The organism is Gordonia lacunae, from assembly GCF_002149015.1.
In the GTDB taxonomy this organism is placed as follows: domain Bacteria; phylum Actinomycetota; class Actinomycetes; order Mycobacteriales; family Mycobacteriaceae; genus Gordonia; species Gordonia lacunae.
This window is the reverse complement of record NZ_NGFO01000015.1, coordinates 93,333-116,254: the sequence shown is the minus strand read 5'-3', so window position 1 is coordinate 116,254 and position 22,922 is coordinate 93,333. Positions and strand designations below refer to the sequence as shown.

Genomic DNA, 22,922 nt, shown 5'->3' with positions numbered 1-22,922 from the left:
TCGTAGGGACGAGATCAGCTCGTGCTGCCGGTGTACATGTAGACGCCCAGCGTATGGGGCCGGCCGTCGAGCAGGATGTCCATGTCGTCGGCACCGGCCCGCGACATTCCCTGTCGCTCATAGAATCCGAACGTGCACAGTGAGTCCGTGTACAGATGGAAGTCCGAGCGGCCGCGGTCCCGGAGATGGTCCAGGAACGCTCGGTAGAGTGCGGCTCCGACGCCGTGTCCCCGCGTGGTGGAGGCGACGGCGAAGAGGGTCAGTTCGTCGTCGAGCGGCCTGCCGGTCTGGGCGCCGAGCCGGTGGGCCACCGATTCGTATGCGAAGAAGCCGCGCAGCGACTTCAACTGGGACAGGCCGAGGACGGCGGCTCGGGCGGTGTGTACCCAGAGGAGCGCCCGGTTCTTCGTCCGCTCGCGCAGGTGCGGTTCACCGTCGATCCGTCCCAGGATGATCCCGACCACGTGACCGTCCTTCTCTGCGACGCGGCTCCAGGTGCTCGCCACCAGTTGCTCGCGCAGATAGACCTCGAGTGCACTGTCCAGAACGCGACGGCCGCGGACGTATCGGTGGATGTAGAACGCCTCGTCGATGATCTTCTTGACGTCCTCGGCGTCGGTGGAACGGTATGGGCGATAGGTGATGTCGGTCATGATCCCTTCTTTGCGTCGGTGTTGTCGAGTGTGGTTGCCGGGGTGGGGGACAGTGGTCCCGACCCGTAGGTGAGTGCGACGAGATCTGCTTCGAGTGCGGCCCGGTCGCCGTCGTCGAGGACCGCTCCCCAGAGCGGGGCGGTGTTCGAGCCGTCGGCGGCCGCGATGATGAGGCGTGTGATCGCCGGGTCGAGGCCGTCGTCGGTCAGCGCGGCACGCCAGTGGTCGGCGTCCTGCTGGGCGAGATCGGCCGGGCCCGGTTCGTACATCAGGCTCGCGGCCAGCGCGATCTGGTCACGCAGTCCGGCGGAGTCCCGGGCGTCGGCGAAACTCACCCGGATGTAGGCCCTGGTGAGTCGTCCCGGTGCCTCGGCCTCCGCGTCGGCGGCTCGCTCGACATCGGCGCGGAACTGGGCCATCAGGTCGGCGGCGAGTTCCTCGAGCAGACCCTCCTTGGCGGGGAAGTGATAGAGCAGCCCGCCTTTCGACACCCCGGCCGCGGCGGCGATCTCGGACACCGACACCGCGGCACCCTGCCGCGCGACGAGCCGGGCCGCGGCGTCGAGGATCGACCGTCGCGTATCGGCGGCGGTGCGTCCGGACGTGCGTGCCATGTCGGGCCCCCTTCGGATGTGAATCGGCAGGGCATTCGTTGACCTCACCTAATACTGTACCGTCCAGACGGTACAGTTTCAACCCCGGGGGAGTGCGAGGAACCTGGCGGCCTCGCGCCTTCCGTCGACTGTGCGGCCGATCGCGTCGAGTGTGCGTCGACATCAAAATCGACCGTGCACTGGAGAGGTGGGGTGGTGCTCAGCTGCCGGCGTGGACACCCAGCATCCGCGCGACCGAATCGGGCCAGCGGTATTGGGTGGCCCGGTGGCGGGCCGCTCGTTCGCGATCGAGCCGAGGGAGGCTGAGCACCTGCCGGATCGCGCTCGCGAAACCCGACCCGGAGTCCTCGGCGGCCGCGCCGCACGTGTCGTCGACCAGGCTCGCGACGGCTGACGACCGTGATCCGATGACCGGTGTGCCGGCGGCGAGCGATTCCAGCGCGGACAGGCAGAACGTCTCGTGCGGTCCGGGGGAGAGCGAGAGGTCAGCGCTGGCAAGGAGGGCGGCGACGTGTCTCCGCTCGGAGAGATGGCCCAAGAATGTCACCGGGAGTCCGCGGGCCAGGTGCTGCAGCGGTCCGCGCATCGGCCCGTCCCCCGCGATCACCAGACGCGCGGGCGTCCCGGACCGGTGGAGCCTGTGGAGCGCGGCGATGCTGCGGTCGGCACGCTTCTCCACCGAGAGGCGACCGCAGTGGGCGATGAGTGCCCCGGTGCCGTCGGACCACCGCGCACCCAGATCCGGGTCGAGGTGACGCGGGTCGAAGACGTCGAGGTCGACACCCAGCGGGGCGCGGACGACGTTGGTCGCCGCCACGCGGTCGAACTCGGCGGCCGCGAAGTCGGTGGTACACACGACGGTGTCGTAGTCGCGGGCGGTGGCAGCGTTGGCTCGGTCGGCGAGCGCGCGCGCCGTCGGACCCGGCATGACCTGGCCCAGCAAGCGGTCGAGGCGTTCATGGGACACCATCGTCGAATGGATGTCCCGGGCGCGCGCCCACCGGCCGAAGCCGCGGAGGGTCAGGCGGTCGGAGACCTCGAGGGCCTCGGGGCGGAGATGACTGAGTACGTCGGCGACCCGACGTGCAGACGCCAGGCGGTAACCGCCTGAGCCCGGAATGCGTGGTGCGGCGACCGCGATGCGGGTGACGCCGGAGGGCAGGGTCTCCTCGCCGCGGTCCGCACCGGGGACGATCAGGACGACGTCGTGACCTGCCTCCACATAGCCCGCGCCCCAGCGGTCCACCGCCGTGCGCAGACCGCCGGAGCGTCCGCCATAGAAGTTCGCGAGCTGGACGATCCGCACGGTGTCCAGTGAGCCGGACCCGGGTGAACGGACGTCCAGCGTGACCTGATCAGAGGTTGAACTGCGCCTTCACTTCCCGGGTGCGCTTGTGCTCGAACCAGAAGGACAGAAAGGGAATCGTGCCGGCGATCGCGGTGATGATGGTCTTGCCCGCGCTCCAACGGACCTTGATCGCGAGGTCGATGGCCATGATCAGGTAGACGAAGTAGACCCAGCCGTGCACGAACGGCACGAAGTCCAGGGCGTGGTTGTCGAAGCCGTATGTGAGGACGAGCTCGACGACGAGCAACAGCAGCCACACGCCGGTGATCCAGGCGAGGACGCGATACCGCAACAGCGCGCCGCGGACCTTCTCCACCGGGGCGGCGAGGGCGGGGGCGGTGGAATCGGTCTCGGTCACTGCTGGCCTTTCGATGAGGGGGTGGTTGTCGTGTCGGTCGGGTGGGCGTCGGCGTCGCGGAGTTCGGCCAGATAGCGGTTGTACTCGGCGAGGGCGACATCGTTCGCGGGGTCCGACGTGGTCAGTGAGGATGCGCTGGGGGTCGTCGGACGTTCGGGAAGGATTCCCTCGGGGATCTGGGCCACGGACGTGCCGGCGCCGACCCTGCGTGCCTCGTCGGGATCGTTCTCCAGGATGACGAACTTTCGGTAGGCATAGATCACTGCCGCCGCGAACGCCGGCCACTGCAGGGCGTAGCCGAGGTTCAGTCCGGAACCAGACGCCGACTCGTACCGCGACCACTGCCACCACGCGAGTACCAGGCACACGACGGCGGCGGATACGGCGAGCACCGTGAGCGCGGGCCGGTGGGTGCGGCGACGGGTGGAGGACATGCCTACGACGGTACCTGGCCTGCGATGATCAGAACGCGGCCGGTAGGGTGGTCGCCGTTACACCGCGTGACTCCCCGACTTCATGGGCGTCGCGCCCACGCGCGAGTGGCGGAATTGGCAGACGCGCTGGATTTAGGTTCCAGTGTCTCAGGACGTGGGGGTTCAAGTCCCCCCTCGCGCACTTGATCGTCCGGCGCGGTCCTGCGTTATGCGTCCGTCGACAGAAGGGGCGGCCGAGATGGCGCACGACGAGAATGCGACGCCGTCGACGCGGCCCTGGACCACCGCGCTGGTGCTCGTGTCGGTTGTCGCTCTCGGGTTCGTTGTCGCCGGGCTTGTGCTGCCGTCACCGGACCCCGAGCTCACGACAACGCCGCCGGCGTCGTCCGGCGCCGAGCAGGCCGATCCCGCTGCCACCGAGACGCCGATCGTGGTCGATGAGCCGGTCGACCACGACGCGCCCATTCCCGGATGCGAGGTCGTCGAGGTTCCCGACGAGTCGGGCTACACCGCGTTCGCCGGATCGGGGGAGCCGCCGACGTACGACAATCCGGAGTTCCCCTGGTTCAACGGACCGAAGGCGACCGCGATGTCAGCTGCGCTGGCCAGAGCGCTCCCGGCCCGGGCCGACATCACCTTCGCGAGCCCGCGGCAATCGTTCATCTTCCAACCGATCACCTCTTTCAATGCTCCGGCCCCGGAGCCCCGTGGGTCGACGTACGCCGGGGGTGAGCTGATCAACGGAGATGCCAGGGGCTCGGTGTCTGTCGATGTCGAACGCTCGTCACTACCGATTCCGCCTTGTGTGGCAGGGCAACTCGATGAACGCCGCACGCTTCGCGACGGCGTGGTGGTCGATCTCCACGACACCTGGCAAGAAGTGGACGGGATCCGGACGCTCACGCGGACTGCCCGCGCCTACGTGGCCGACGGATCCTGGATCACCGCGCGGGCCAGTGACGCGACCGGTGCGAACCAGCAAGACCACAGCGGCTCGGTGCCGTTGTCCATCGACGACCTGGTGCGCATCGTCGACGACCCGGGACTTCGCGTCAGCGCCCCGGTCGCCCCGGGTACGCCGACGCCGATCGAACACTGTGAGAGCCCTTTCGAGTCGTACAAGGGCACCCCGGTGACGCGCGAGGAGGCACGCAAACTCGACGCCGTACTCGCCACCGTCGATCTGGGCGGCGCGCGGTTGCCGCCGATGGTGCCGGTGGGTCCACCTGCGGAAGGCATGCTGTGCGCCGGCGTCGCGGATCTCGGAGATGGTGTGGCCATAGACATCACGATCATCGGTGGCCAGCCGAGGCCGTCCGGAGAACGCCCGGTCCCGGGCCGGGGTAGCCCGAAGACGCTGCGCGCCCTCCCCGATGGGACCGTGGTGCAGACCGACGTCGTGTGGCAGTCGAGGTCGTCGACGACCGACCCACGGGATCAGATCAGGGAGGCGACCCATTCCGTGGTGGTGACCCGACCGACGGGCACCCGCATCTCGGTCAGTTCCACGGCGGACTCGCCGGCCGAGCCGATGTCGGTGCAGGAGCTGGAACAGATCGCCCTGACACCAGGTTTGGAGCTCTGACCGATGCGGGCCCGGAGTACCTGGACGCTGGGTGTCGCCGCGGTGGTCGCGGTCGTGACGGTCTCCGCGGCGACCGTGGTGTGGGTGGACCGCGTTCCGTCGACGGTCAAGAAGATCACCGGAACCACGGCGGAGACGCCTGGTCTCGCCTGGTCGTTCGATCCGGCCGAGTCGCTGGGTCGTCCTTTCGCCGCGTTCGCCGACCCGCGCGGAGGAACCGCGTTCACCGCAGGCGAACCGGGGGTGATCCGGTCCGGCGACACGCTTCTCACCGTCGTCGGCACCCCGAATGAGGGCACAACCCTCGGTGATCCCGTGATGATCGGCATCGACGCGGGCAGCGGAGACGTGCGCTGGCAGGCTCCCGCGCACGATCTCGTCAGCTGCAGTGATGTTCCACTCCATGGCAAGATCTACTGCCACGCCCTTCGGAAGGGTTCCGAACTCGTCACCTACGACATCGACTCGGGGGAATCGGCGCGACGCACGGTGTCCGAGAGCATCTTCGCCATCACGACCACGTCTGACGCACTGTACGTCGCCGAGGGCAGCGTCGAGGAGAACGACGTGCGAGTCCACTCGGGCACCTTTGACGATGTGTCCGCCCACTGGACCCGCCGATTCGACGTCGGCGCCTCCTACGAGGAGGTGTACAGCAGCGAGGCGCTCACCGTGATCGACGGGGTCGGCCTGGTGCGCACCGGCGGCGACCTCGCCCTGTTCGATGCCGGATCGGGCGCCCAATTGTGGAGCAACGGAACACAATGCGTCGGAACCTCGACACTGCTGCCGGGCGGGTATCTCGTCCACACCGACACCGGCTGCGAGTCGGCCGGCAATGCGTCCGAGCAACTGCTCAGGGGGCCGGACGGGAAGGTGGTCGCGTCGAGCTCGAATCCCACCGTCCAACGACCGGGTTTCGAGGCCACGACCGACGCCGACCCCGTCCTACTCGGCGACTCGGCCTACGACCGTGCCACCGGCGACCGACTGTGGACCAACAGCGACCTCATATCGCGCGACAGCAACGCAACCGGAACCGTGACAGCGGTCGCCGGTGGCGTTGTGTACCTGCTCGACACGAACAGCAAGATCCGCAGCGAGAGTGGTATCGACCTCCACACAGGTGAACGTCTGTGGCACAAGGTGTGGAGCGAGTATGCGAACGCCACGGTGAGTCCAGATTCGTACCGTGACGGTCTATTGGCCGGCAGCGATGGCGTCGCCCTCACCGCAGTCGACGTGACCACCGGCGAGATCGCGTGGACGGCACCGTTCCTCGCCATCGATTCCGACCCGGAAGCATTCATCACCGGCAGAGCACTCGAGCCCTACGGCGACGGGTGGATCTTCTCGTCGGACCGTCGAATGATCAGGCTCGCGCCCCTCTGAGTCACAGCTGGGCCGAGATGACCTCGACCGCGTCGTCGTCGGCGAAGACGATGTCGTGATCGTCGGTCGAGATCGCCCAGCGGCGTAGGCGCGCGGTGTGCTCGTCGTCGATGCGGGTTTCGATGGTCGTGTCGCCGGCCAGGTCCGCGAAGTCGTCGACGACCTCGCCCTCCCTGGTCGAACCGTCGTCGAGCGTCACCCTGACGCGGGCCGCCACGGCGACCTCCTCTGGGGCCTCGCCGCCGGCGCCGTCGTGGTCGACCGGCTCGTTCTCCGTCGTGCTCATCCGATTGTCCTGTCCCCCTCGGGGTGGCCTTCGACGGTGAACTGCTCCGCACGCCGTTGGCACACCGTTCGTGTGCATCAGCGTACCAAATGAGGCCATTGACAGAGTGAATGTTGTGGGTGTGCTACCCGTGCGACGGAACCCGCCCGTCGTCTCGATTCGACGCCCCGGCAGTGGATTTCTGTTGCGTGTACCGAATGATCTGCGGCGCAGAGCGATACGTATTCATGACGACCGGCCCGGCGAAACGACAAATCGCCAGAGTCCGTGAAATCGGACTCTGGCGATCAATCAGACAAAACCGCCGACTGGATCAGTGGGCGGCGTTGTAGGCCTCGACGATGTCGTTCGGAATCCGGCCGCGGGCGGACACCTCGTAACCGTTGTCGGCCGCCCATTCTCGAATAGAAGCATTCACCGACGGGTTGGTCGCGCCAGAATTCGTCTTCGTTCGTGCTGATGGTGACCGCCGACGGCCGCCGACTCGGGTCGACGCCTTGAGCAATTTCGCTACGGTCACTTTTCCCTGCTCGATCTTGTCGAGATTGGTCGAGGACACGTCGAGTTCGTAGTCGACGCCGAGCCACGACCACGAAACCGTTTGTGCGTCTTGGGGATCGAGTTCACGACCGTCAAGGTCGTCGACAAAGGTCACCGTCTGAATTTTCGACACGCTGACCACGGTAGTCGATACCCGGACCGGAATCATGGACGTCTGCATTCCAGTGTCGAGACTCACTCCGGTTTATCGCGCGGCGAGTCCGTCGAATGCGGACTCAATTCAGGCCGGGAATGCTGAACCGAGGCGCTTCGGGACGCGGAATGGTGCTGGTGGCACGCGACGGTTTCGCTGTTCTCGACGCGGACGGCCGGGGTGATTCGCGTTTCCGGGTCACACCGACTTGCGGAGTGGAGTCCGTTGTCATCCGCCGGTTCGCCTCGGCGCCCAGCCCGCCACCCGTGGTGTCGTCGACGCGCAGGCACATCGATCGGATCACATGGTGTGCGGTCACCAGCCCATAGGTCATCGGCAGTCCCAGGACGGTCACCAGCAGGCGGGTCGGACGCAGTGGGCTGTCGCCGAGGATGGACGGCTCGACGACGTTGCCGACCTCCCGGATCAGGTGGAGGGCGAGTTTGTACGCGTAATGCGCCGCGGTGATCGGTTTGCTGACGGTGAGCTCGTCGAGGGACACGGTCTCCCAGGGATCCGCGCCGTGGCCGAGGTTGTGCCCGATGCCGAGCAGGATGTCCAGCGGGGCGCCGCCGAAGATCGGGATCAAGGAACCGAAGAGCGAGACGCCCAATTCCCCGACGGAGCGATCCTCCGCCGGATCGAGCGGGATCAGGTTGTGGTGGACGCGGATTCCGCGCATGACGCTCAGGATTCGCGTCGTCTCGGCGCGAATGCGGGCCGCATCGGCGGGGTTGTTCTCCTGTGCCTGTGCGGACACGTAGCGGACCAACCGACCGAGCGTGAGGGAGCCGATCGGCGTGCAGGTCTCGACGTCGGCCAGCGCGAGGTGATCGGCGATCTCCGCCACCATCGGCGGGATCGGGATGTCGAAGCGGACGGTGTCACTCGGGCGCCCGGCCTGGGCGCGCTGCTCGTCGGTCACCCGTGCGACGCACTGATCGAGAACGGTCTTCGCCGTGGCGCGCAAGAGTGCCTTCACCGCGAACTCGGAGGAGAAGACGAAGGCGGACAGCAGCCAGTTGTAGGTGACGAACTGTGCCAGGCCGTCGGCGTCGGTGCCCGCGAACGGACTACCGAGGTCGGGTGCCGACCCGACGAGGAGCCGGGCCGGGATCAGGACGGTGGTGAACATGTACAGCCACACCGTTTCGACGGCTTGGATCACGGTGATGTTCCCGAGCGGGATCGCCTCGGTGTGCCGGCCGTCGCGGATCTTGAGGAGGTTCGAGACGAGGAGCTGCGAGATCGGGTCGCGGTAGTCGAGGGCGGGGTCGTCGTCGTCGGCCCCGAGGGTGAGCGGGTGCTCGGTCACGGCGAGGGTCGAGATGTGCAGCCTGCGCATGTCGCGATGCGCGGCAACCCGGCTCGCGCGTGCCGACGCCTGCAATGAGGGCGGCAGGATGTCGTACACGGACTCGAAGATCGAGTCGTACACCACCGAAAGGGTCGTGAAATCGCCGCTCGCGCATCGTGTCTCGACACCGTCGAGGGCCTTCGGCGTCGGCAACAGTGGGCGGGTCAGGGTCTCGATCCGCTCGAGGCGTTCCGGGTAGGTCTCGGTTTCGGGATCGACGGTCGGGGTCAGCTCGTGGACCGGCGTGGCACGCAGCGGAGCTGCCGAGAACGGTGCCGTAGTGCCGACGATCGCGGCAGTGCCGGTCCCGGCCGCCAGAGTGGGAAACGACATCGTCACTGTGAACACCGCGACGAGTCGCAGTAGCCATGGCTGTACGCACCGTGCTGCATTGCCCCGACCTGAACTCATGCACCCACTACCCGAATAGTCGTCTGGTACCCCGGCGACAGTGTCGGCGCCCGCCGCCATCACGGCATCGTGCGCGACCAGAGCAGTCCGCGACGGGGAAGTTAGTCGAACGAATCTTAAGGTGCGCGGCGGAAGTCCGCGCACCGGGTGGACCAGAAGCGCTGTCGGTGCGTCGTGCAACGATCTCGAGGTGAGACGTCGAGCGGCATGGGTGTCGGTGATGATCGCCGCGGTGTCGGTCGTCGTCGGGTTCGGAGCCCTGTCCGTCGCCGGGACGGACACCGACGCCGGGTCGGGAGCGGGGCTTCGCACACCGACTCCGAGCGCCACCGCGTCGGCGCCTGCGCTGCCGTCGGGAGAGCTCCAGACGCGGGCGCCCGGCGTCGATCGTGCCGTGGCCGACCTGGCATCCCTCCCGGTGAAAGGTCGTGCGCCCAAGACCGGTTATGCCCGGGCGCGGTTCGGCAAGGCGTGGGACGACGCGGTCGACGTGCAGTTCGGCCGTAACGGATGCCGGACCCGGGAGGACATCCTCCGGCGAGACCTCACCGCGATTACGGTCCACGCCGACGGGTGTCGGGTCCTCGCCGGCACGCTGGCCGACCCCTACACCGGAACGATCATCCCGTTCACCCGAGGTGAGGACACGTCGGCACGCGTGCAGATCGATCACGTTGTCGCGCTGTCGGACGCATGGCAGAAGGGCGCTGCCGGGTTGACCGCGACCGAACGCATCGCGTTCGCGAACGATCCGCGAAATCTGCAGGCCGTCTCCGGGACCGTCAACCAGCGGAAGAGCGACGGCGACGCCGCCACGTGGCTCCCGCCGAACAAGGCCTACCGATGTACCTATGTCAGCCGGCAGATCGAGGTCAAGAAGTCCTACGGCCTGTGGGTGACCCCGGCCGAACGCGACGCCATGCGCCGGGTCCTCGCATCGTGCTGAACCCGTCGGGTGGCCGGCGCCGGTCTCGTCGGTAGCCTGACGACCGTGACCGCGGACCAGGGACGACCCCAGCCACTCGACGACGCCGCCGGCCATCCGCTGACCGACGACACCGTCGTCGCGGCGCTCGGTGCCGACCTGCGGTCGGCGGGGTACACGAACGACGGCGTCACCCGTCTGCTCGGTGGCGACGCCCACGATGCACTCGTCCGGGGTGTCTGGTGGCCGGCGCTCGCCGCCACGCGCGACGCCGCCGGCGAGGACGGTCGGCTGGCCACTCTCATCCGCCTGTTCCTGTTGGGCTCGGACGAGCCCGAAGACGCTGTTGCCGCGGCGTTCCCGACGACCGGAACGGACGCGCTGATGGCACAGGGGGTGCTGGCGCGAGTCGACGAATCGCGGCTCCGCGCCCGCCTGGACATCCGGCCGCACGCCGACGACACCCGCGACTACCTGGTGGTCGCCGATCAGGACGCCGCGATGCGGCCCGGACCCGTTGCCCGTGACCACGTCCTGGGGATCGGCGGCGCGTCGATCTCGCTGGCCCGAGCGGTCATCCGCGAGCCCGTCCGGCGTGCACTCGACATCGGTACCGGGTGCGGCATCCAGGCGCTGCATCTCGACGCGCACTGCGAGCAGATCGTGGCCACCGACACCAACGACCGAGCGCTGGCGCTGGCCGCCGCCACGGCCCGCCTCAACGGGATGTCGTGGGATCTGCGCGCGGGCAGCATGTTCGAGCCTGTCGCCGGGGAACGGTTCGATCTCATCGTGTCCAACCCGCCGTTCGTCGTCGGCGCCGGCGGGCAGGACTACATCTACCGCGACTCCGGTGTCGTCGGGGACGGGCTCTGCGAGCAACTCGTCCGCGAGCTGCCTGCGCATCTGAATCCTGGTGGCACCGCACAGATCTTGGCCAACTGGATCATCCGCGACAGCGAACCGTGGGCGGAGCGGGTCCGGTCGTGGCTCGCCGGCACCGGACTCGACGCGTGGGTCGTGCAGCGGGAGGTCGCCGACCCCATCAGCTACATCTCCCTGTGGCTGTCCGACGCCGGTGAGGACGAGTCCAGCGCCGCGCAGCGGGGAGCGGAGTGGCTCGAGTGGTTCGAGGCCAACGGCATCGTCGCGATCGGGATGGGCTCGATCACCGCCCGGCTTCCGATGCCGGCGGAGACCCGCGATCCCGACGTCGTGATCGAGGAGATCACCGGCGCCGGTGAAGAGGTGACCGGGTACGAGGCGCAGGCGTTCCTCGCGCGACGGCGCTATCTGCGGGAGACCTCCGACGGCCGGCTGCTCGCGCAGCGGCTGTCGGTGGCGCCGGTCATGCTCGAAGAGCACTCGCTCCCGGGCGACGAGGGCTGGCACCAGGTGTCGGCCGCGGTTCGCCGGCCCGGAGGTCCCGGCGCCGTTCTCGGCGTCGACGAGATCTCGCGCGCACTGCTCGCCGGTTGTCGCGGACAGGTTCCGCTGGGCGTCCTGCTCGAGCTCCTCGCCGACTTCCACGGCGTCGATACCGACGCCCTGGCCGAGGCCGCGCTGCCGGTCGTCCGGGAGGCGATCGGCCGGGGGATTCTGTACGAGGCGACCTGAAAGTGGTTGCGGGGGGAGCCGGCTCAACCAGCGGTGGAGGCCGGAAACGTCGCGTCCAGTGCGGCGGCGAGATCGGCGATCAGGTCGTCGGCGTCCTCGAGGCCCACCGAGAATCGCAGATGTCCCCACTCGCGGAAAGGCTCCGGGTATGCGGCAACCCGTGGCCCGTCGGCACCGACGTGCACGAGCAGCGACTCGTCGTGACCGAGTGACACCGCCGAGGTGATCGTCGTCAGGGCCGAGACGAAGCGATTCTGGGTGGCCGGATCGCCGCGGACCGCGAACGCCATCATGCCCCCGAAGCCGCGACCGCCGAATTGTCGCGCGGCGAGGTCGTGTTCGGGATGCGACTGCAGTCCCGGATATCGGACGTAGGCGATACGCGGGTCGTCGTCGAGGAAGGCCGCGACCCGCTCGGCGTTGCGTTGGTGCTGGGCGAACCGCAGCGGCAGGGTGATCGCGCCGCGGGCGATCAGCCACGCGTTGAACGGCGAGATCACGCCGCCGACGTCGACCATCGCCTGCTCCCGGACCTGCGCGATCAGGTCCGGCCGACCGAGCACGGCGCCACCCATCGCGTCGCCGTGACCGTTGATGTACTTGGTCAGCGAGTGGACGACGAGGTCGGCGCCGTCGGCGAGCGGGCGATACAACACCGGTGGGGTGAAGGTCGAGTCGACCAGTAGCAGGGCTCCGGCGTCGGAGGCGATCTGTGCGAGAGCGCCGATGTCGGCGACCTTGGTGGTCGGGTTGGCGATCGTCTCGGCGATCAGCATGCGGGTGGTGCCGGGACGCATGGCGGCGCGGGTGGCATCGAGGTCCCCGACGTCGACGAAGGTCGCCTCGATCCCGTACTTCCTCGGCAAGAGATCCGACCACAGTTTCCACGTGGCCTCGTACGTCGTGTCCGACACGACGACGTGGTCACCGGCGGACAGGAAGGTGAAGAACACGGCGTGCAGTGCGGCCACCCCCGAGGCGAGGACGACGGCGTCGTCGGCGTCTTCGAGTGCGGCGAGCTTGTCCTGCAAGGCGACCTGATTGGCGCCGGTGTTGCGTGTGTAGAACAGCTGCTCGGTGCCCGACCAGCTCATGGCCTCGGGATCGGGCGGCAGGTGATACGAATTCGCCATCGTGATGGGAGTCCGCACCGACGGACCCGACGCGTCGTTCCCGGCGTGGACGCTACGTGTCATCTCACCTGTCACGGATGAACTCCCATCGGTTCGTCGATGCGTGCCCCGGCCCGTTCGACCACGTCCCGATGATCTGCCCCGGACGGTTCGTCGGCCGGCAGGTCGCCGGCGGGCACCACACCGGCGGGCCGGGCGGCATCCGGTTCCTCGGAGGTGGGTACGCCGGGCCCGGGTCCGGGGGCGACCTCGGCTCGGCGTGGGCGGACGAGGGCGACCACGCGTACCGGGAGCTTGTGCAGTTTGTCGATGTGGGCGAGGTGGCGGAACTCCGCCCAACCCCAGCAGGCGGCGAACACCAGTAGCGCCACGGCGTCCATCGTGACCGAGTTCCACGGGCGGTGCGCGATGTGGATGGGAACCACGACGAGGGCGATCGCCTGGATCACATAGGAGTCGAGGCTGCGGGTCCCGGTCATGACCAGCGGCCGCAGCCAGTCGTGGTGCCACCACGTGAGCAACAGGCGGAAGAGCCCGTAGACGGCCGGGATGGCCAGGTATGCGCCGACGGCCCGGGCCGGGCGGAAGTCGAGTTTGTCCGCGACCGTCGGTTCGAGATGCGCCCACGGCCCGTGGTCGATGCCGAAGTGGAAGAACAGCGCCACGCCGAGGGCGACGACGACGATCGCGACGATCCACCGGTCGACGAACTCCGGGACCTTCCACGTCGACCAGTTCCAGCCGATGACCAGGGCCGGGACGAACATGATCTGCCATCCGGCGACGTTCTGGATGTGGGGCGCCGCCTGGTAGGCGCTGAGGTAGAACCAATCGGGGGAGTAGACCAGCGAGACCGCGTACAGGGCGAGCGATCCGGCGAGCACCCAGCGCCACCATCCCATGCGCAGCAGCGGGAAGAGTGCGAAGGCCGAGATCAGTAGGACCATGTAGAGCAACAGGATGTTGCCGCCGCTGGGTAGGTAGTCCATGGTCAGCGCGAGGCGCAGGCCGTCGCCCCAGCCGTCGACCGGTAGCAGGAGCGTCAGCCAGCGGTGGCCTTCCAGAGCGGCCGCGACCGCGACGAGCGCGATGACCAGCTGGCACAGGTAGAGCACGAGGATCCGCTTGGCCAGTCGCTTGTAGGCGAAGACCAGGCCGTGTCGCGTGACCCACCGCTGGTAGACGAGGCCGAGGACGATTCCCGACAGCATCACGAACGCCGACATGCCGTCGACGTAGGGAAAAGCGTGAGTCGGGGTGGCCAGCATCGATTCCTGCGCGAAGTGCGCCGTGATCATGCTCCAGATCGCCACACCACGGGTGGCATCGATGGCCAGGTCTCGTTTCATTGCCTTGCACGATAGACAGCGCCGCGGCCCGGGGGCATCCCGGGCCGCGGCGAGTCGTGCGGAGTTCTGCTCAGGTGTAGAGGTCGGCGATCGCTTCCTTGTGCGCGTCGTGGATCACGTTGCGCTTGAGCTTCATCGTCGGCGTGAGCTCACCGGTGTCGATCGTGAAGTCGGTGTCGAGGATCGAGAACTTCTTGATCGCCTCGGCGTTGGACACCTTGGTGTTCGCCTCCTTCACCGCGGCGTCGATCTCCGCCTTCAGGTCGGCGTTGTCGACAAGATCGGAGATCGGGGTGTCGGCGGGCAGGCCGTGGCGCTCCAGCCATCCGGGAACGGCTTCGGCGTCGATCGTGATGAGCGCCGCGATGAACGGCTTGTTGTCGCCGACGACGAGGCACTGGCTCACCAGCGGGTGCGCCCGGATGGTGTCCTCGAGCTGGGCGGGGGAGACGTTCTTGCCGCCGGCGGTGACGATCAGTTCCTTCTTACGGCCGGTGATGAACAGGTATCCGTCGTCGAGTGTGCCGATGTCACCGGTGTGGAACCAGCCGTCGCGGATGGCGTCATCGGTGGCGGCCTGGTTCTTCCAGTACCCGCCGAACACGACCGGTCCCTTGAGCAGGACCTCGCCGTCCTCGGCGATGGCGACGGTGACGCCGGGGATCGGTCGGCCGACCGAGCCGACCTTCTGGTTGTCCTCGTTGTTGGCCGTGACCGCAGCGGTGGTCTCCGACAGGCCGTAGCCCTCGTACACCGGGATGCCCACGCCGCGGAAGAAGTGGCCGAGGCGCGCGCCGAGCGGAGCGCCGCCGGAGATCGCGCCTTCGCACTGGCCGCCCAGGGCGTCGCGCAGCTTGCCGTAGACGAGCTTGTCGAAGACGGCGTGGCGGAGCTTCAGACCCAGCCCGACCTTGCCGGCCTCGGTCGCCTTGCTGTACTCGATCGCCGTGTCGGTGGCCTTGTCGAAGATCGACCCCTTGCCGCCGTCGTAGGCCTTCTGTTTGGCGGAGTTGTACACCTTCTCGAACACGCGGGGCACCGACAGCACGTAGTTCGGCTTGAACACGCCCAGGTCGGCCACGAGGTTCGTCAGGTCGTTGGTGTGTCCGAGGATCACGCCGTTCTCCACACAGCCGACGGTGACGACCCGGGCGAAGATGTGTGCCAGTGGGAGGAACAGCAGCGTCGACTTGCCCTCGCGCATCCCGGCGCCGACCGCGTCACGGGTGGCGGCGGTCTCGGCCAGGAAGTTCGCGTGCGTCAGGACGACGCCCTTCGGGCGTCCGGTGGTGCCCGACGTGTAGATCAGCGTGGCGGCGTCGGAGGACAACGCGTTCGCCTGCCGCTGGTCGAGATCCGCATCGGCGATCTTCGCGCCGCGCTTGGTGACCGTGGGAAGCGCATGGTCGTCGATGACCAGGGTTTCCTTGAGGGTGGGTGTCTCGTCGATCACCCGGAGGTGGCGGGTGTAGTGCTCGTGATCCTCGACGAACAGCAGCGTGGCGCCGGAATCCTCCAGGATCCACTGGACCTGGTCGGGGGCGGAGGTCTCGTAGATCGCGACGGTGCATGCCCCCGCACGCCAGATCGCATAGTCCAGGACGGTCCACTCGTAGCGGGTCGAGCAGAGGATGGCGACGCGGTCCCCGGCCTGCACGCCCGAGGCGATGAGGCCCTTGGCGACGGCGTCCACCTCGTCGGTGAAGTGCTTGGCGGTGACGTTGACCCATTGGTTGTGCGAGCGCTTGCGGAAGAGCGGCATCGTGGGGCGCTCCGCGCGGTAGCGCAGGATCGTGTCGACGGTCGTCGCCTTGTCGTCGATCGTGAGATCGGACGGGGTGGCGTACTGCTGCTGCATGGCACTCCTGAGACGGGAGAACAAATGGACATTCCGGACATCGGTATGCGTGTGACCGGGACCGATGGCCGGATGAGTGGCACTGACAGTACCAGTATTCGTGGGATGCATCACACCGGTCGACGATCGTGGTTCGCGCCCTGATCAGGGGGCTGTTGCGACCCCGCCCGGGCGCGATGCCGACATTCTGGTGCAGGGCCATTACAGTTGAGGGCGATGAATGAGACTTCCGCCGCATGAGTACTTCCGATCACGGCGAGCACGACGCCCCCGCCGACCCCACCGTCGGCACGTTTGACGACCTCGAGATCGATCCGCGCGTCCGCGCCGCCGTCACCGACGTCGGCTATGAGACGCCCTCACCGATCCAGGCGGCCACCATCCCGACCCTGATGTCGGGGCGCGACGTGGTCGGTCTGGCGCAGACCGGTACCGGTAAGACCGCGGCCTTCGCCATCCCCATCCTGTCCCGGCTGGACACCTCCGCACGGACGCCGCAGGCGCTGATCCTGGCACCGACTCGGGAACTGGCCCTCCAGGTGTCCGAGGCCTTCGGCCGATACTCGGCCCACATGCCCGAGGTGAAGGTCCTGCCCATCTACGGCGGGCAGTCCTACGGCGTCCAGCTCGCGGGTCTGCGTCGTGGCGCACAGGTCATCGTCGGCACCCCGGGGCGCGTCATCGACCACCTCGATCGCAAGACCCTCGACATCTCCGGGCTGGAGTTCCTCGTCCTCGACGAAGCCGACGAGATGCTGACCATGGGCTTCGCCGAAGACGTCGAGCGCATCCTCGCCGAGACCCCGGACACCAAGCAGGTCGCGCTGTTCTCGGCGACGATGCCCAGCGCCATCCGGCGTCTCGCGCAGCGGTACCTCAACTCGCCGCAGGAGATCACGGTCAAGGCGAAGACCGCGACCGCACAGAACATCACCCAGCGCTATCTGCAGGTCTCCCACCAGCGCAAGCTGGACGCGCTGACACGCTTCCTCGAGGTCGAGACCTTCGACGCGATGATCGTGTTCGTCCGCACCAAGCAGGCGACCGAAGAGCTGGCCGAGAAGTTGCGCTCCCGCGGCTTCTCCGCGGTGGCCATCAACGGTGACCTCGCCCAGGCGCAGCGCGAACGGACGATCAACCAGCTCAAGAACGGTTCGATCGACATCCTCGTCGCGACCGACGTCGCCGCGCGCGGACTCGACGTCGACCGCATCTCGCACGTGGTCAACTACGACATCCCGCACGACACCGAGTCGTACGTGCACCGCATCGGGCGCACGGGTCGCGCCGGCCGGTCGGGCAACGCGCTGCTGTTCGTCTCGCCGCGCGAGCGTCACCTCCTGCGCGCCATCGAACGTGCCACGCGACAGACGCTGACCGAGATCGGCCTGCCGAGTGTCGATGACGTCAACGCCCAGCGAGTGGCGAAGTTCGCCGACTCCATCACGCAGAACCTGTCGTCGGACAACCTCGACCTGTTCCGCGGCCTGATCGAGAACTACGCGCGGGACAACGACGTCGCGATGGCCGACATCGCGGCCGCGCTGGCGCTCGAGACGCGTGACGGCGGATTCCTCATGACCCCGGACCCGCCGCAGTCGGAGAGGCGTCCCGAGCGCGAGCGTGCTCCACGTCGCCCGGGCGCGAGCTTCGCGACGTACCGGATCGCCGTCGGACGCAAGCACAAGGTGTCACCCGGTGCGATCGTCGGTGCCATCGCCAACGAGGGCGGTCTGACCCGCGCCGACTTCGGCAACATCAGCATCCGCGACGACTTCAGCCTCGTGGAACTGCCCGACGACCTCGACAACGAGACCCTCTCGTCGCTGCGGCACACGAAGATCGGCAAGAACCCGATCGACATCCGCAAGGACATGGGGTCACCGCGGACACGAGGCGGCGCGAAGCGGGGGGCCGGCGGCCACGGTGGTGGACGCGACGGCCGTCGCGGCGACAGCTGGGGCAAACGTCCCTCGCCGCGCGTGGCCGGTCGCGGTCGTCATTCCTGACCCACCCCGACTGTCCCGCCCCCGAGGCGCCGGATACCAGAAACCGCGCACTTTCGCGCACTTCTGAGAGCTGCGTGAGAAAACTTGTCAATTCGAGATCGTTCCGTAACCTGGTCGACGGGGGTCATCCAGTCGCTGGATCACCGGATGGTGATCATCGCGACACACGATGCACACGGACGAATTCGAGCAACAGGATTGGTGAGTCACCGGTGTCAGTGGTGAATGCGATTTCAGCAGCAGAGGCAATGAATCACAGCCGCGAGGGGAACGCGGTGGTCGTCGATGCGCGGCCGCAGGTCGTGCGGCATCAGGGCAGCCTCCCCGGCGCTCTCGTGGTCGATCCGACCGAGGTGCCGACGCGGTTCACGCCCACGCCGTCGGGCACCTTTCCGGTCATCCGGGACCGCGACACCGAGATCGCCGTGGTGTCGGTCCGCTCGGAGGCGCCCCGGATCGCCGAACAGATCGCCGATTGCGGTTACACCAACGTCCGCTACGTCGACGGGGACTACCGGGCCCTGCGTTCGCGCACCGTCGGCTGAGCGGCCGGCAGAGAATCCGACGCCGTCCCGCGCGACCGCGCGGGTCCCTCTGACCAGCGTCTTGTAGCGTAGGAGTCGCCGGCGACGAGAGGAACACATCGGTATGCAGGATGACGCTCGCGAGATGCTGCGCGATCAGGTCACCCGGCTGATGACGTTTCTGGCCGATCTCGTCCGGTCCCGTTCAGGGGACGTCCACGACATCGCCGATCATCCCGGTCACGTCTGGGTCGGCCCCGCCACCTCCCTCTCCATACGCTCGAACGCAGCTCCGGGCCAGGTCGTCCTGGAGCTCCGCCCGGGGGACAGCGGTGCCGGGCGACCAGACTCCGCCGACTCGGTGACGGCTGACCCGGTCTCCGCCGACCCGGCCTCGGCCGTTGCCGATCTCGGCGCGCTCGTCGACGCGCTCGGCGACAATCCCGAGGAGCTCGAGCTCGTCGTCGCGTCCGCCCTGGTCACGGTCCGACGCGCGGCGGACGACGCGGGGGCGCCGCTCATCCGGGAGCACCTGCTCACCCAGGCTCTGGTAGCCGATCGCGGCGAGGACGACACGATCCGGTTGTCCCTGGGTGCGGGTTCGTCGCCGGCCGTGCGCGACACACATCTCCTGGCTGCGCTGGACGGTCTGGATCTTGCGGGAGCGGTCAAGATCCGCGGCAAGCTGGCCGCGCAGACCTCGGTGTTGTCGCCGAAGACCACCGAGCTGATGGCGGAGTGGCACGAGGCGATCGACGTCGACACCGAGCGCGTGACCCTGTCGGTCGAGACCCGGCCTGCGGTCGTGCTCCGCCGACGAGGCGTGGAGAGCTCGCTCGCGTTCTACGACGCGATCATCGACGACCTGCGGGACGAGAGTTCAGAGGTCCCGGTCGGACTCGCGCAGCTCGTCCGCCCACTCGAGGCGGACGAGCGACTCGCCGCCCTTCGGGGGCGCGGCGTCCTCGAACCCGCGGAGCTGGTCGCCGATGCACTGTTCCCGCTGCCGTCCAACGTCGAGCAGCGCGACGTGCTCGCCCGTCTCGGCGTCGACACGGGTGTGGTCGTCGAGGGTCCGCCCGGCACCGGGAAGACGCACACCATCGCCAACGTGACATCGGCGCTGCTGGCGAAAGGTCAGCGCGTCCTCGTCGTGAGCGAGAAAGCCCATGCGCTCCACGTGCTCCACGACATGCTGCCACCCGCGCTGCGGGCTCTCACGGTGTCGATCGCCGATGTGTCCCAGGACAGTGCCGAGGGCATCGTGGACGCGGTGAGCGAGCTCGCCGAACGCAAGGCGTCGTTCACTCCGGGGGTTGCCGACGCCGAGATCGCCGATCTCGCTGCTCGCCGGGATCACGCTCTGCGGCAACGGGATCAAACGCTCCGCGAACTCTGGGACCTGCGTGCGGAGGAGACCGAGATCCACGAATGGGTCGCGGGGGACTACCGCGGATCCCCGGCGGAGATCGTTCGGCAGGTGCGGGCCGACGCCGCCGCGTTCGACTGGCTGCCAGGCCCTGTCCACGGTGCCGTGCCGCCGCTGGATTCCGCCGAATTCGTCCGGCTCGCGGAGCTGCTCGCGAGTACCGGGGGCTCCACGTCGCGACTCGCACAGCGCTTCGTCGACCTCGACGATCACCTGCCCGGCCCCGGCGAGATGGACGCGATCTGCGATCGGATCGCCGCCCGGCCGGGTCAACAGCCGGCCGGTGCCGGGACCCTGCTGTCCGTGCTCGACGGCGTCGACAGCGCGCGGTTGGTCCGCATCAAGGACATCTGCGATGACCTGGCAGTGGCGTCCGGTGAGGTGGCCTCGTACCCGGATCCGATCATCGACATGGCCGACCGGCTGCTCGCCGGCCGGGCCGCGCACCTCTGGTCACGGGTGACGACGCTGTCCCCGGTGATCGCCGAAGCTGCTCGCCGGGACCGGGACCTCGGCGCGCACTCGGTGGTCGTGGAGGGCAACCGGCCCGGGGATGCCGCGTTGTTCGACGCCGCCGCCGACTTCCTACGGGACGGCGGTCAGTGGCGGGGAAGGCTGCGGCGCTCGCCGGAGCAGCGCGCCGTGGAGGACGCACCGGTGCGGGCCACCGTCGACGGCCGCCCGCCCCGAGACGAGGCGTCGCTGCGGCGGGTCGCCGACCACCTCACCGTCGTCGATGCCACTCACCAGGTGCATCGCATCCTCGCCGACCTGCACGTCCCGGTCGACGCCTCGGGCTCGCGGTCGGCACAGCTGGATCACCTCGTACGTCTCGACACCCAACTGGCGTGGATCTCGCGGCTCCTCACCGGGCGTGAACACCTGGTGCGCGAACTCGAGGCGATCAGCCCAGGCGGGCCACGGCCGTGCACGGTCGCCGAGGTGGCCGAGGTGGCGCATCAGGCCCGGTCGGTCGCCGCGGCCAACGACGCGGTCCTGGCCGAGCAGGAACTGGCCGACGGCGTGTACCGGCTGACGACCGAACTCGAGAAGGGGCCGTCGCCGGAGGGTGACGCGCTGCTCTCGGCGTTGGGTACGGCCGATCCCGCCGCGATCCGGGATGCGCGCCGTGCCTTCGCCGCAGCCGCGGCCGACGCCGACGAGCAGAATGTCCTGGAGCTGCTCGGACTCCGGTTACGAAGCCGCGCACCGGAACTCGCGAAGACCATGTGGGCGAGCGCGCAGGACCCGATCTGGACCGAACGCGCTCGGGACATGGGTGCGGCGTGGGCGTGGCGGTTCGCCCACACCTGGGCGCAGGACCGTAGCGACCCGTTCGCCGAGGACCGCCTGCAGTCGGCCCTCGACGCCATCGAGGTCGACATCGCGGCCCTGACCACTCGTCTCGCGTCCGCCCGCGCCATCCGAGAGCTGCTGACGCGCACCACGGCCGGCGAACTGCAGGCCGTCCAGTCCTACCGCGACCACATGATCAACCTCGGCAAGGGATCGGGCAAACACGCCAATCGCTTCCGGCGCGCGGCGCGCGAGGCCATGGTCGAGGCGCAGAACGCCGTCCCCGCCTGGATCATGTCGATCAGCCAGGTGGCCGAGACGTTGCCGCCGCGCCGCAACTCCTTCGACGTCGTGATCGTCGACGAGGCCTCGCAGGCCGACATCACGAGCGTCTTCCTCCTGTGGCTGGCCCCCCGGGTGATCGTCGTCGGCGACGACAAGCAGTGCGCGCCCGCCGGTCTCAGCGGCACGACACTCGATTCGGCGTTCGCCGAACTCGATGCCGCGCTGCCGGACCTACCGACGTATCTGCGCGACGGGCTGACGCCCCGGTCGAGTTTGTTCTCGTTGTTGCGCAGCCGCTTCGGTAACGTCGTCGGCCTGCGCGAGCACTTCCGTTCGATGCCCGAGATCATCGAGTTCTCGTCGCGCCAGTTCTACGGGTCGGCGCCGCTGATCCCGGTGCGCCAGTACGGTTCCGACCGGCTCGAGCCGTTGCGGGCGGTCGCGGTCGACGGGACGGCGACGGGAACGGGCAGCGGTGTCACCAACGACGCCGAGGTGGCCGCGATCATCGAGGCGCTGCGAGGGTGCCTGGCCGATCCGGCCTATGACGGGTTGGACTTCGGCGTGATCGCGCTGCAGGGCGTCAAGCAGATCGAGGCGATCGAGAAGGCGCTGCGCACCGAGATCGACACCGACACCTGGCGTGCCCGGCGGATTCGGGTCGGGTCACCGCCGGACTTCCAGGGCGATGAGCGACGCGTGGTCTTCCTGTCGATGGTCGTCTCGGACGCCGGAGCGATCTCGGCGTTGACCCGGGCGGAGTCGCAGCGCAGATTCAACGTGGCGGCGACCCGTGCCATGGACCAGCTGTGGCTGTTCCATTCGATCGGTCTCGACGAGTTGCGCCCCAACGACCTTCGCTACTCGTTGCTGTCCTATGTCACGGCCAACGAGGGACCGTCGATCGGGGCCATGCCGAGCGACGTCCCCGACGATCGTCGCGTGCCACCGTTCGACAACCTGCTCGAGCAGCGGGTGTTCAACCGGCTCGCGGCACTCGGCTATCACGTGACGCCGAAGGTCACCGTCAACAACCGGGTCGTCGACCTGGTGGTGCTGGGGGCCGACGCGCGCATGGCCGTCGAGTGTGATGCCGACGAGTTCGCCGGAACCGGACAGCAGGCTCGATCGGACCTCGAGCGCGAGCGCGAGTTGCGCCGGTGCGGTTGGCAATTCGTGCGAGTGCGTGAGTCGGAGTTCGAACTCGATCCCGACCGCGTCCTGGATCACGTCGCGACCGTGCTCGACGAGCGTGGATGCAAGCCGGGCTCCCTCGTCGCGGTTCCGACCCCGGACGGTGCCGGCCCGGACGCCGTTCGGTGGCAACCGATCGATCTCAGTGCGGGGGAGTGACCCCGGCGCGCC

18 protein-coding genes and 1 tRNA gene are annotated in these 22,922 nt (G+C 68.3%); 8 read left to right on the top strand and 11 right to left on the bottom strand.

The window, feature by feature from the left end; translation table 11 throughout:
• Positions 1-14: 14 nt before the first annotated feature.
• The 5 genes from CA982_RS14365 to CA982_RS14345 form a co-directional block, all read right to left on the bottom strand.
• On the bottom strand, positions 15-653 hold the full coding sequence (locus CA982_RS14365; RefSeq protein ID WP_064571497.1) for a GNAT family N-acetyltransferase: 639 nt from the start codon (positions 651-653) through the stop codon (positions 15-17).
• Positions 650-1,267, bottom strand: a complete 618-nt coding sequence (locus tag CA982_RS14360) for a TetR/AcrR family transcriptional regulator (protein WP_086535978.1) — start codon at positions 1,265-1,267, stop codon at positions 650-652. The genes CA982_RS14365 and CA982_RS14360 overlap by 4 nt, the downstream gene beginning before the upstream one ends.
• A gap of 199 nt (positions 1,268-1,466) precedes the next feature.
• Complete coding sequence (locus CA982_RS14355) at positions 1,467-2,573, bottom strand: glycosyltransferase (protein WP_086535977.1); 1,107 nt, start codon at positions 2,571-2,573, stop codon at positions 1,467-1,469.
• 49 nt (positions 2,574-2,622) lie between these two features.
• On the bottom strand, positions 2,623-2,973 hold the full coding sequence (locus tag CA982_RS14350) for a DUF3817 domain-containing protein (RefSeq protein ID WP_086535976.1): 351 nt from the start codon (positions 2,971-2,973) through the stop codon (positions 2,623-2,625).
• The gene (locus CA982_RS14345; RefSeq protein ID WP_086535975.1) at positions 2,970-3,407 is read right to left on the bottom strand and encodes a transcriptional regulator; all 438 of its coding nucleotides are present in this window, start codon (positions 3,405-3,407) and stop codon (positions 2,970-2,972) included. The genes CA982_RS14350 and CA982_RS14345 overlap by 4 nt, the downstream gene beginning before the upstream one ends.
• A 99-nt stretch (positions 3,408-3,506) precedes the next feature.
• Here CA982_RS14345 and CA982_RS14340 point away from each other — a divergent pair.
• The 3 genes from CA982_RS14340 to CA982_RS14330 all read left to right on the top strand — a co-directional run bounded on the left by CA982_RS14340 (position 3,507) and on the right by CA982_RS14330 (position 6,384).
• Positions 3,507-3,588: transfer RNA gene (locus CA982_RS14340), tRNA-Leu, on the top strand.
• Positions 3,589-3,645: 57 nt separating this feature from the next.
• Positions 3,646-4,992: a hypothetical protein gene (locus CA982_RS14335; protein ID WP_086535974.1), complete on the top strand. Its 1,347-nt coding sequence runs from the start codon at positions 3,646-3,648 to the stop codon at positions 4,990-4,992.
• 3 nt (positions 4,993-4,995) lie between these two features.
• On the top strand, positions 4,996-6,384 hold the full coding sequence (locus CA982_RS14330) for an outer membrane protein assembly factor BamB family protein (protein ID WP_086535973.1): 1,389 nt from the start codon (positions 4,996-4,998) through the stop codon (positions 6,382-6,384).
• Between the two features lies 1 nt (position 6,385).
• On the opposite strand, the gene CA982_RS14325 is transcribed toward CA982_RS14330, so the two are convergent.
• From CA982_RS14325 to CA982_RS14315, 3 genes are all read right to left on the bottom strand, one after another.
• A complete protein-coding gene (locus CA982_RS14325; protein WP_086535972.1) occupies positions 6,386-6,670 on the bottom strand; it encodes a hypothetical protein in 285 nt (94 codons plus the stop codon).
• Positions 6,671-6,983: 313 nt separating this feature from the next.
• A complete protein-coding gene (locus CA982_RS14320) occupies positions 6,984-7,343 on the bottom strand; it encodes a histone-like nucleoid-structuring protein Lsr2 (protein WP_244176268.1) in 360 nt (119 codons plus the stop codon).
• A gap of 103 nt (positions 7,344-7,446) precedes the next feature.
• On the bottom strand, positions 7,447-9,054 hold the full coding sequence (locus CA982_RS14315; RefSeq protein ID WP_086536012.1) for a hypothetical protein: 1,608 nt from the start codon (positions 9,052-9,054) through the stop codon (positions 7,447-7,449).
• A gap of 268 nt (positions 9,055-9,322) precedes the next feature.
• On the opposite strand from CA982_RS14315, the gene CA982_RS14310 reads away from it, so the two are divergent.
• Together CA982_RS14310 and CA982_RS14305 are read left to right on the top strand one after the other, a co-directional pair.
• Positions 9,323-10,078 (top strand): HNH endonuclease family protein, encoded by a 756-nt coding sequence (locus CA982_RS14310; RefSeq protein WP_425269083.1) that lies wholly within the window; start codon positions 9,323-9,325, stop codon positions 10,076-10,078.
• 45 nt (positions 10,079-10,123) lie between these two features.
• The gene (locus CA982_RS14305; protein WP_086536010.1) at positions 10,124-11,674 is read left to right on the top strand and encodes a DUF7782 domain-containing protein; all 1,551 of its coding nucleotides are present in this window, start codon (positions 10,124-10,126) and stop codon (positions 11,672-11,674) included.
• A 23-nt stretch (positions 11,675-11,697) separates the two neighbouring features.
• Here the strand turns inward: CA982_RS14305 and CA982_RS14300 are convergent, their stop codons facing one another.
• From CA982_RS14300 to CA982_RS14290, 3 genes are all read right to left on the bottom strand, one after another.
• Positions 11,698-12,870: a trans-sulfuration enzyme family protein gene (locus CA982_RS14300; RefSeq protein WP_086535971.1), complete on the bottom strand. Its 1,173-nt coding sequence runs from the start codon at positions 12,868-12,870 to the stop codon at positions 11,698-11,700.
• Positions 12,871-12,878: 8 nt separating this feature from the next.
• On the bottom strand, positions 12,879-14,156 hold the full coding sequence (gene opgC / locus CA982_RS14295) for an OpgC domain-containing protein (RefSeq protein ID WP_086535970.1): 1,278 nt from the start codon (positions 14,154-14,156) through the stop codon (positions 12,879-12,881).
• A gap of 70 nt (positions 14,157-14,226) precedes the next feature.
• The gene (locus CA982_RS14290) at positions 14,227-16,014 is read right to left on the bottom strand and encodes an AMP-dependent synthetase/ligase (protein WP_086535969.1); all 1,788 of its coding nucleotides are present in this window, start codon (positions 16,012-16,014) and stop codon (positions 14,227-14,229) included.
• A 236-nt stretch (positions 16,015-16,250) separates the two neighbouring features.
• Here CA982_RS14290 and CA982_RS14285 point away from each other — a divergent pair, with 236 nt between their 5' ends.
• The 3 genes from CA982_RS14285 (at position 16,251) to CA982_RS14275 (ending at position 22,910) form a co-directional block, all read left to right on the top strand.
• A complete protein-coding gene (locus CA982_RS14285) occupies positions 16,251-18,023 on the top strand; it encodes a DEAD/DEAH box helicase (protein ID WP_086535968.1) in 1,773 nt (590 codons plus the stop codon).
• 212 nt (positions 18,024-18,235) lie between these two features.
• The gene (locus CA982_RS14280) at positions 18,236-18,568 is read left to right on the top strand and encodes a rhodanese-like domain-containing protein (RefSeq protein ID WP_086535967.1); all 333 of its coding nucleotides are present in this window, start codon (positions 18,236-18,238) and stop codon (positions 18,566-18,568) included.
• A gap of 103 nt (positions 18,569-18,671) precedes the next feature.
• Positions 18,672-22,910: an AAA domain-containing protein gene (locus CA982_RS14275; protein ID WP_086535966.1), complete on the top strand. Its 4,239-nt coding sequence runs from the start codon at positions 18,672-18,674 to the stop codon at positions 22,908-22,910.
• Positions 22,911-22,922: the final 12 nt, after the last annotated feature.

Bases quoted from the DNA above. Each gene is read 5' to 3' on its own strand.
- CA982_RS14365 (WP_064571497.1), bottom strand. From the start codon at position 653: ATGACCGACATCACCTATCGCCCATACCGTTCCACCGACGCCGAGGAC.
- CA982_RS14360 (WP_086535978.1), bottom strand. From the start codon at position 1,267: ATGGCACGCACGTCCGGACGCACCGCCGCCGATACGCGACGGTCGATC.
- CA982_RS14345 (WP_086535975.1), bottom strand. From the start codon at position 3,407: ATGTCCTCCACCCGTCGCCGCACCCACCGGCCCGCGCTCACGGTGCTC.
- CA982_RS14335 (WP_086535974.1), top strand. From the start codon at position 3,646: ATGGCGCACGACGAGAATGCGACGCCGTCGACGCGGCCCTGGACCACC.
- CA982_RS14330 (WP_086535973.1), top strand. From the start codon at position 4,996: ATGCGGGCCCGGAGTACCTGGACGCTGGGTGTCGCCGCGGTGGTCGCG.
- CA982_RS14325 (WP_086535972.1), bottom strand. From the start codon at position 6,670: ATGAGCACGACGGAGAACGAGCCGGTCGACCACGACGGCGCCGGCGGC.
- CA982_RS14315 (WP_086536012.1), bottom strand. From the start codon at position 9,054: ATGTCGTTTCCCACTCTGGCGGCCGGGACCGGCACTGCCGCGATCGTC.
- CA982_RS14300 (WP_086535971.1), bottom strand. From the start codon at position 12,870: ATGACACGTAGCGTCCACGCCGGGAACGACGCGTCGGGTCCGTCGGTG.
- opgC (WP_086535970.1), bottom strand. From the start codon at position 14,156: ATGAAACGAGACCTGGCCATCGATGCCACCCGTGGTGTGGCGATCTGG.
- CA982_RS14290 (WP_086535969.1), bottom strand. From the start codon at position 16,014: ATGCAGCAGCAGTACGCCACCCCGTCCGATCTCACGATCGACGACAAG.
- CA982_RS14285 (WP_086535968.1), top strand. From the start codon at position 16,251: ATGAGTACTTCCGATCACGGCGAGCACGACGCCCCCGCCGACCCCACC.
- CA982_RS14275 (WP_086535966.1), top strand. From the start codon at position 18,672: ATGCAGGATGACGCTCGCGAGATGCTGCGCGATCAGGTCACCCGGCTG.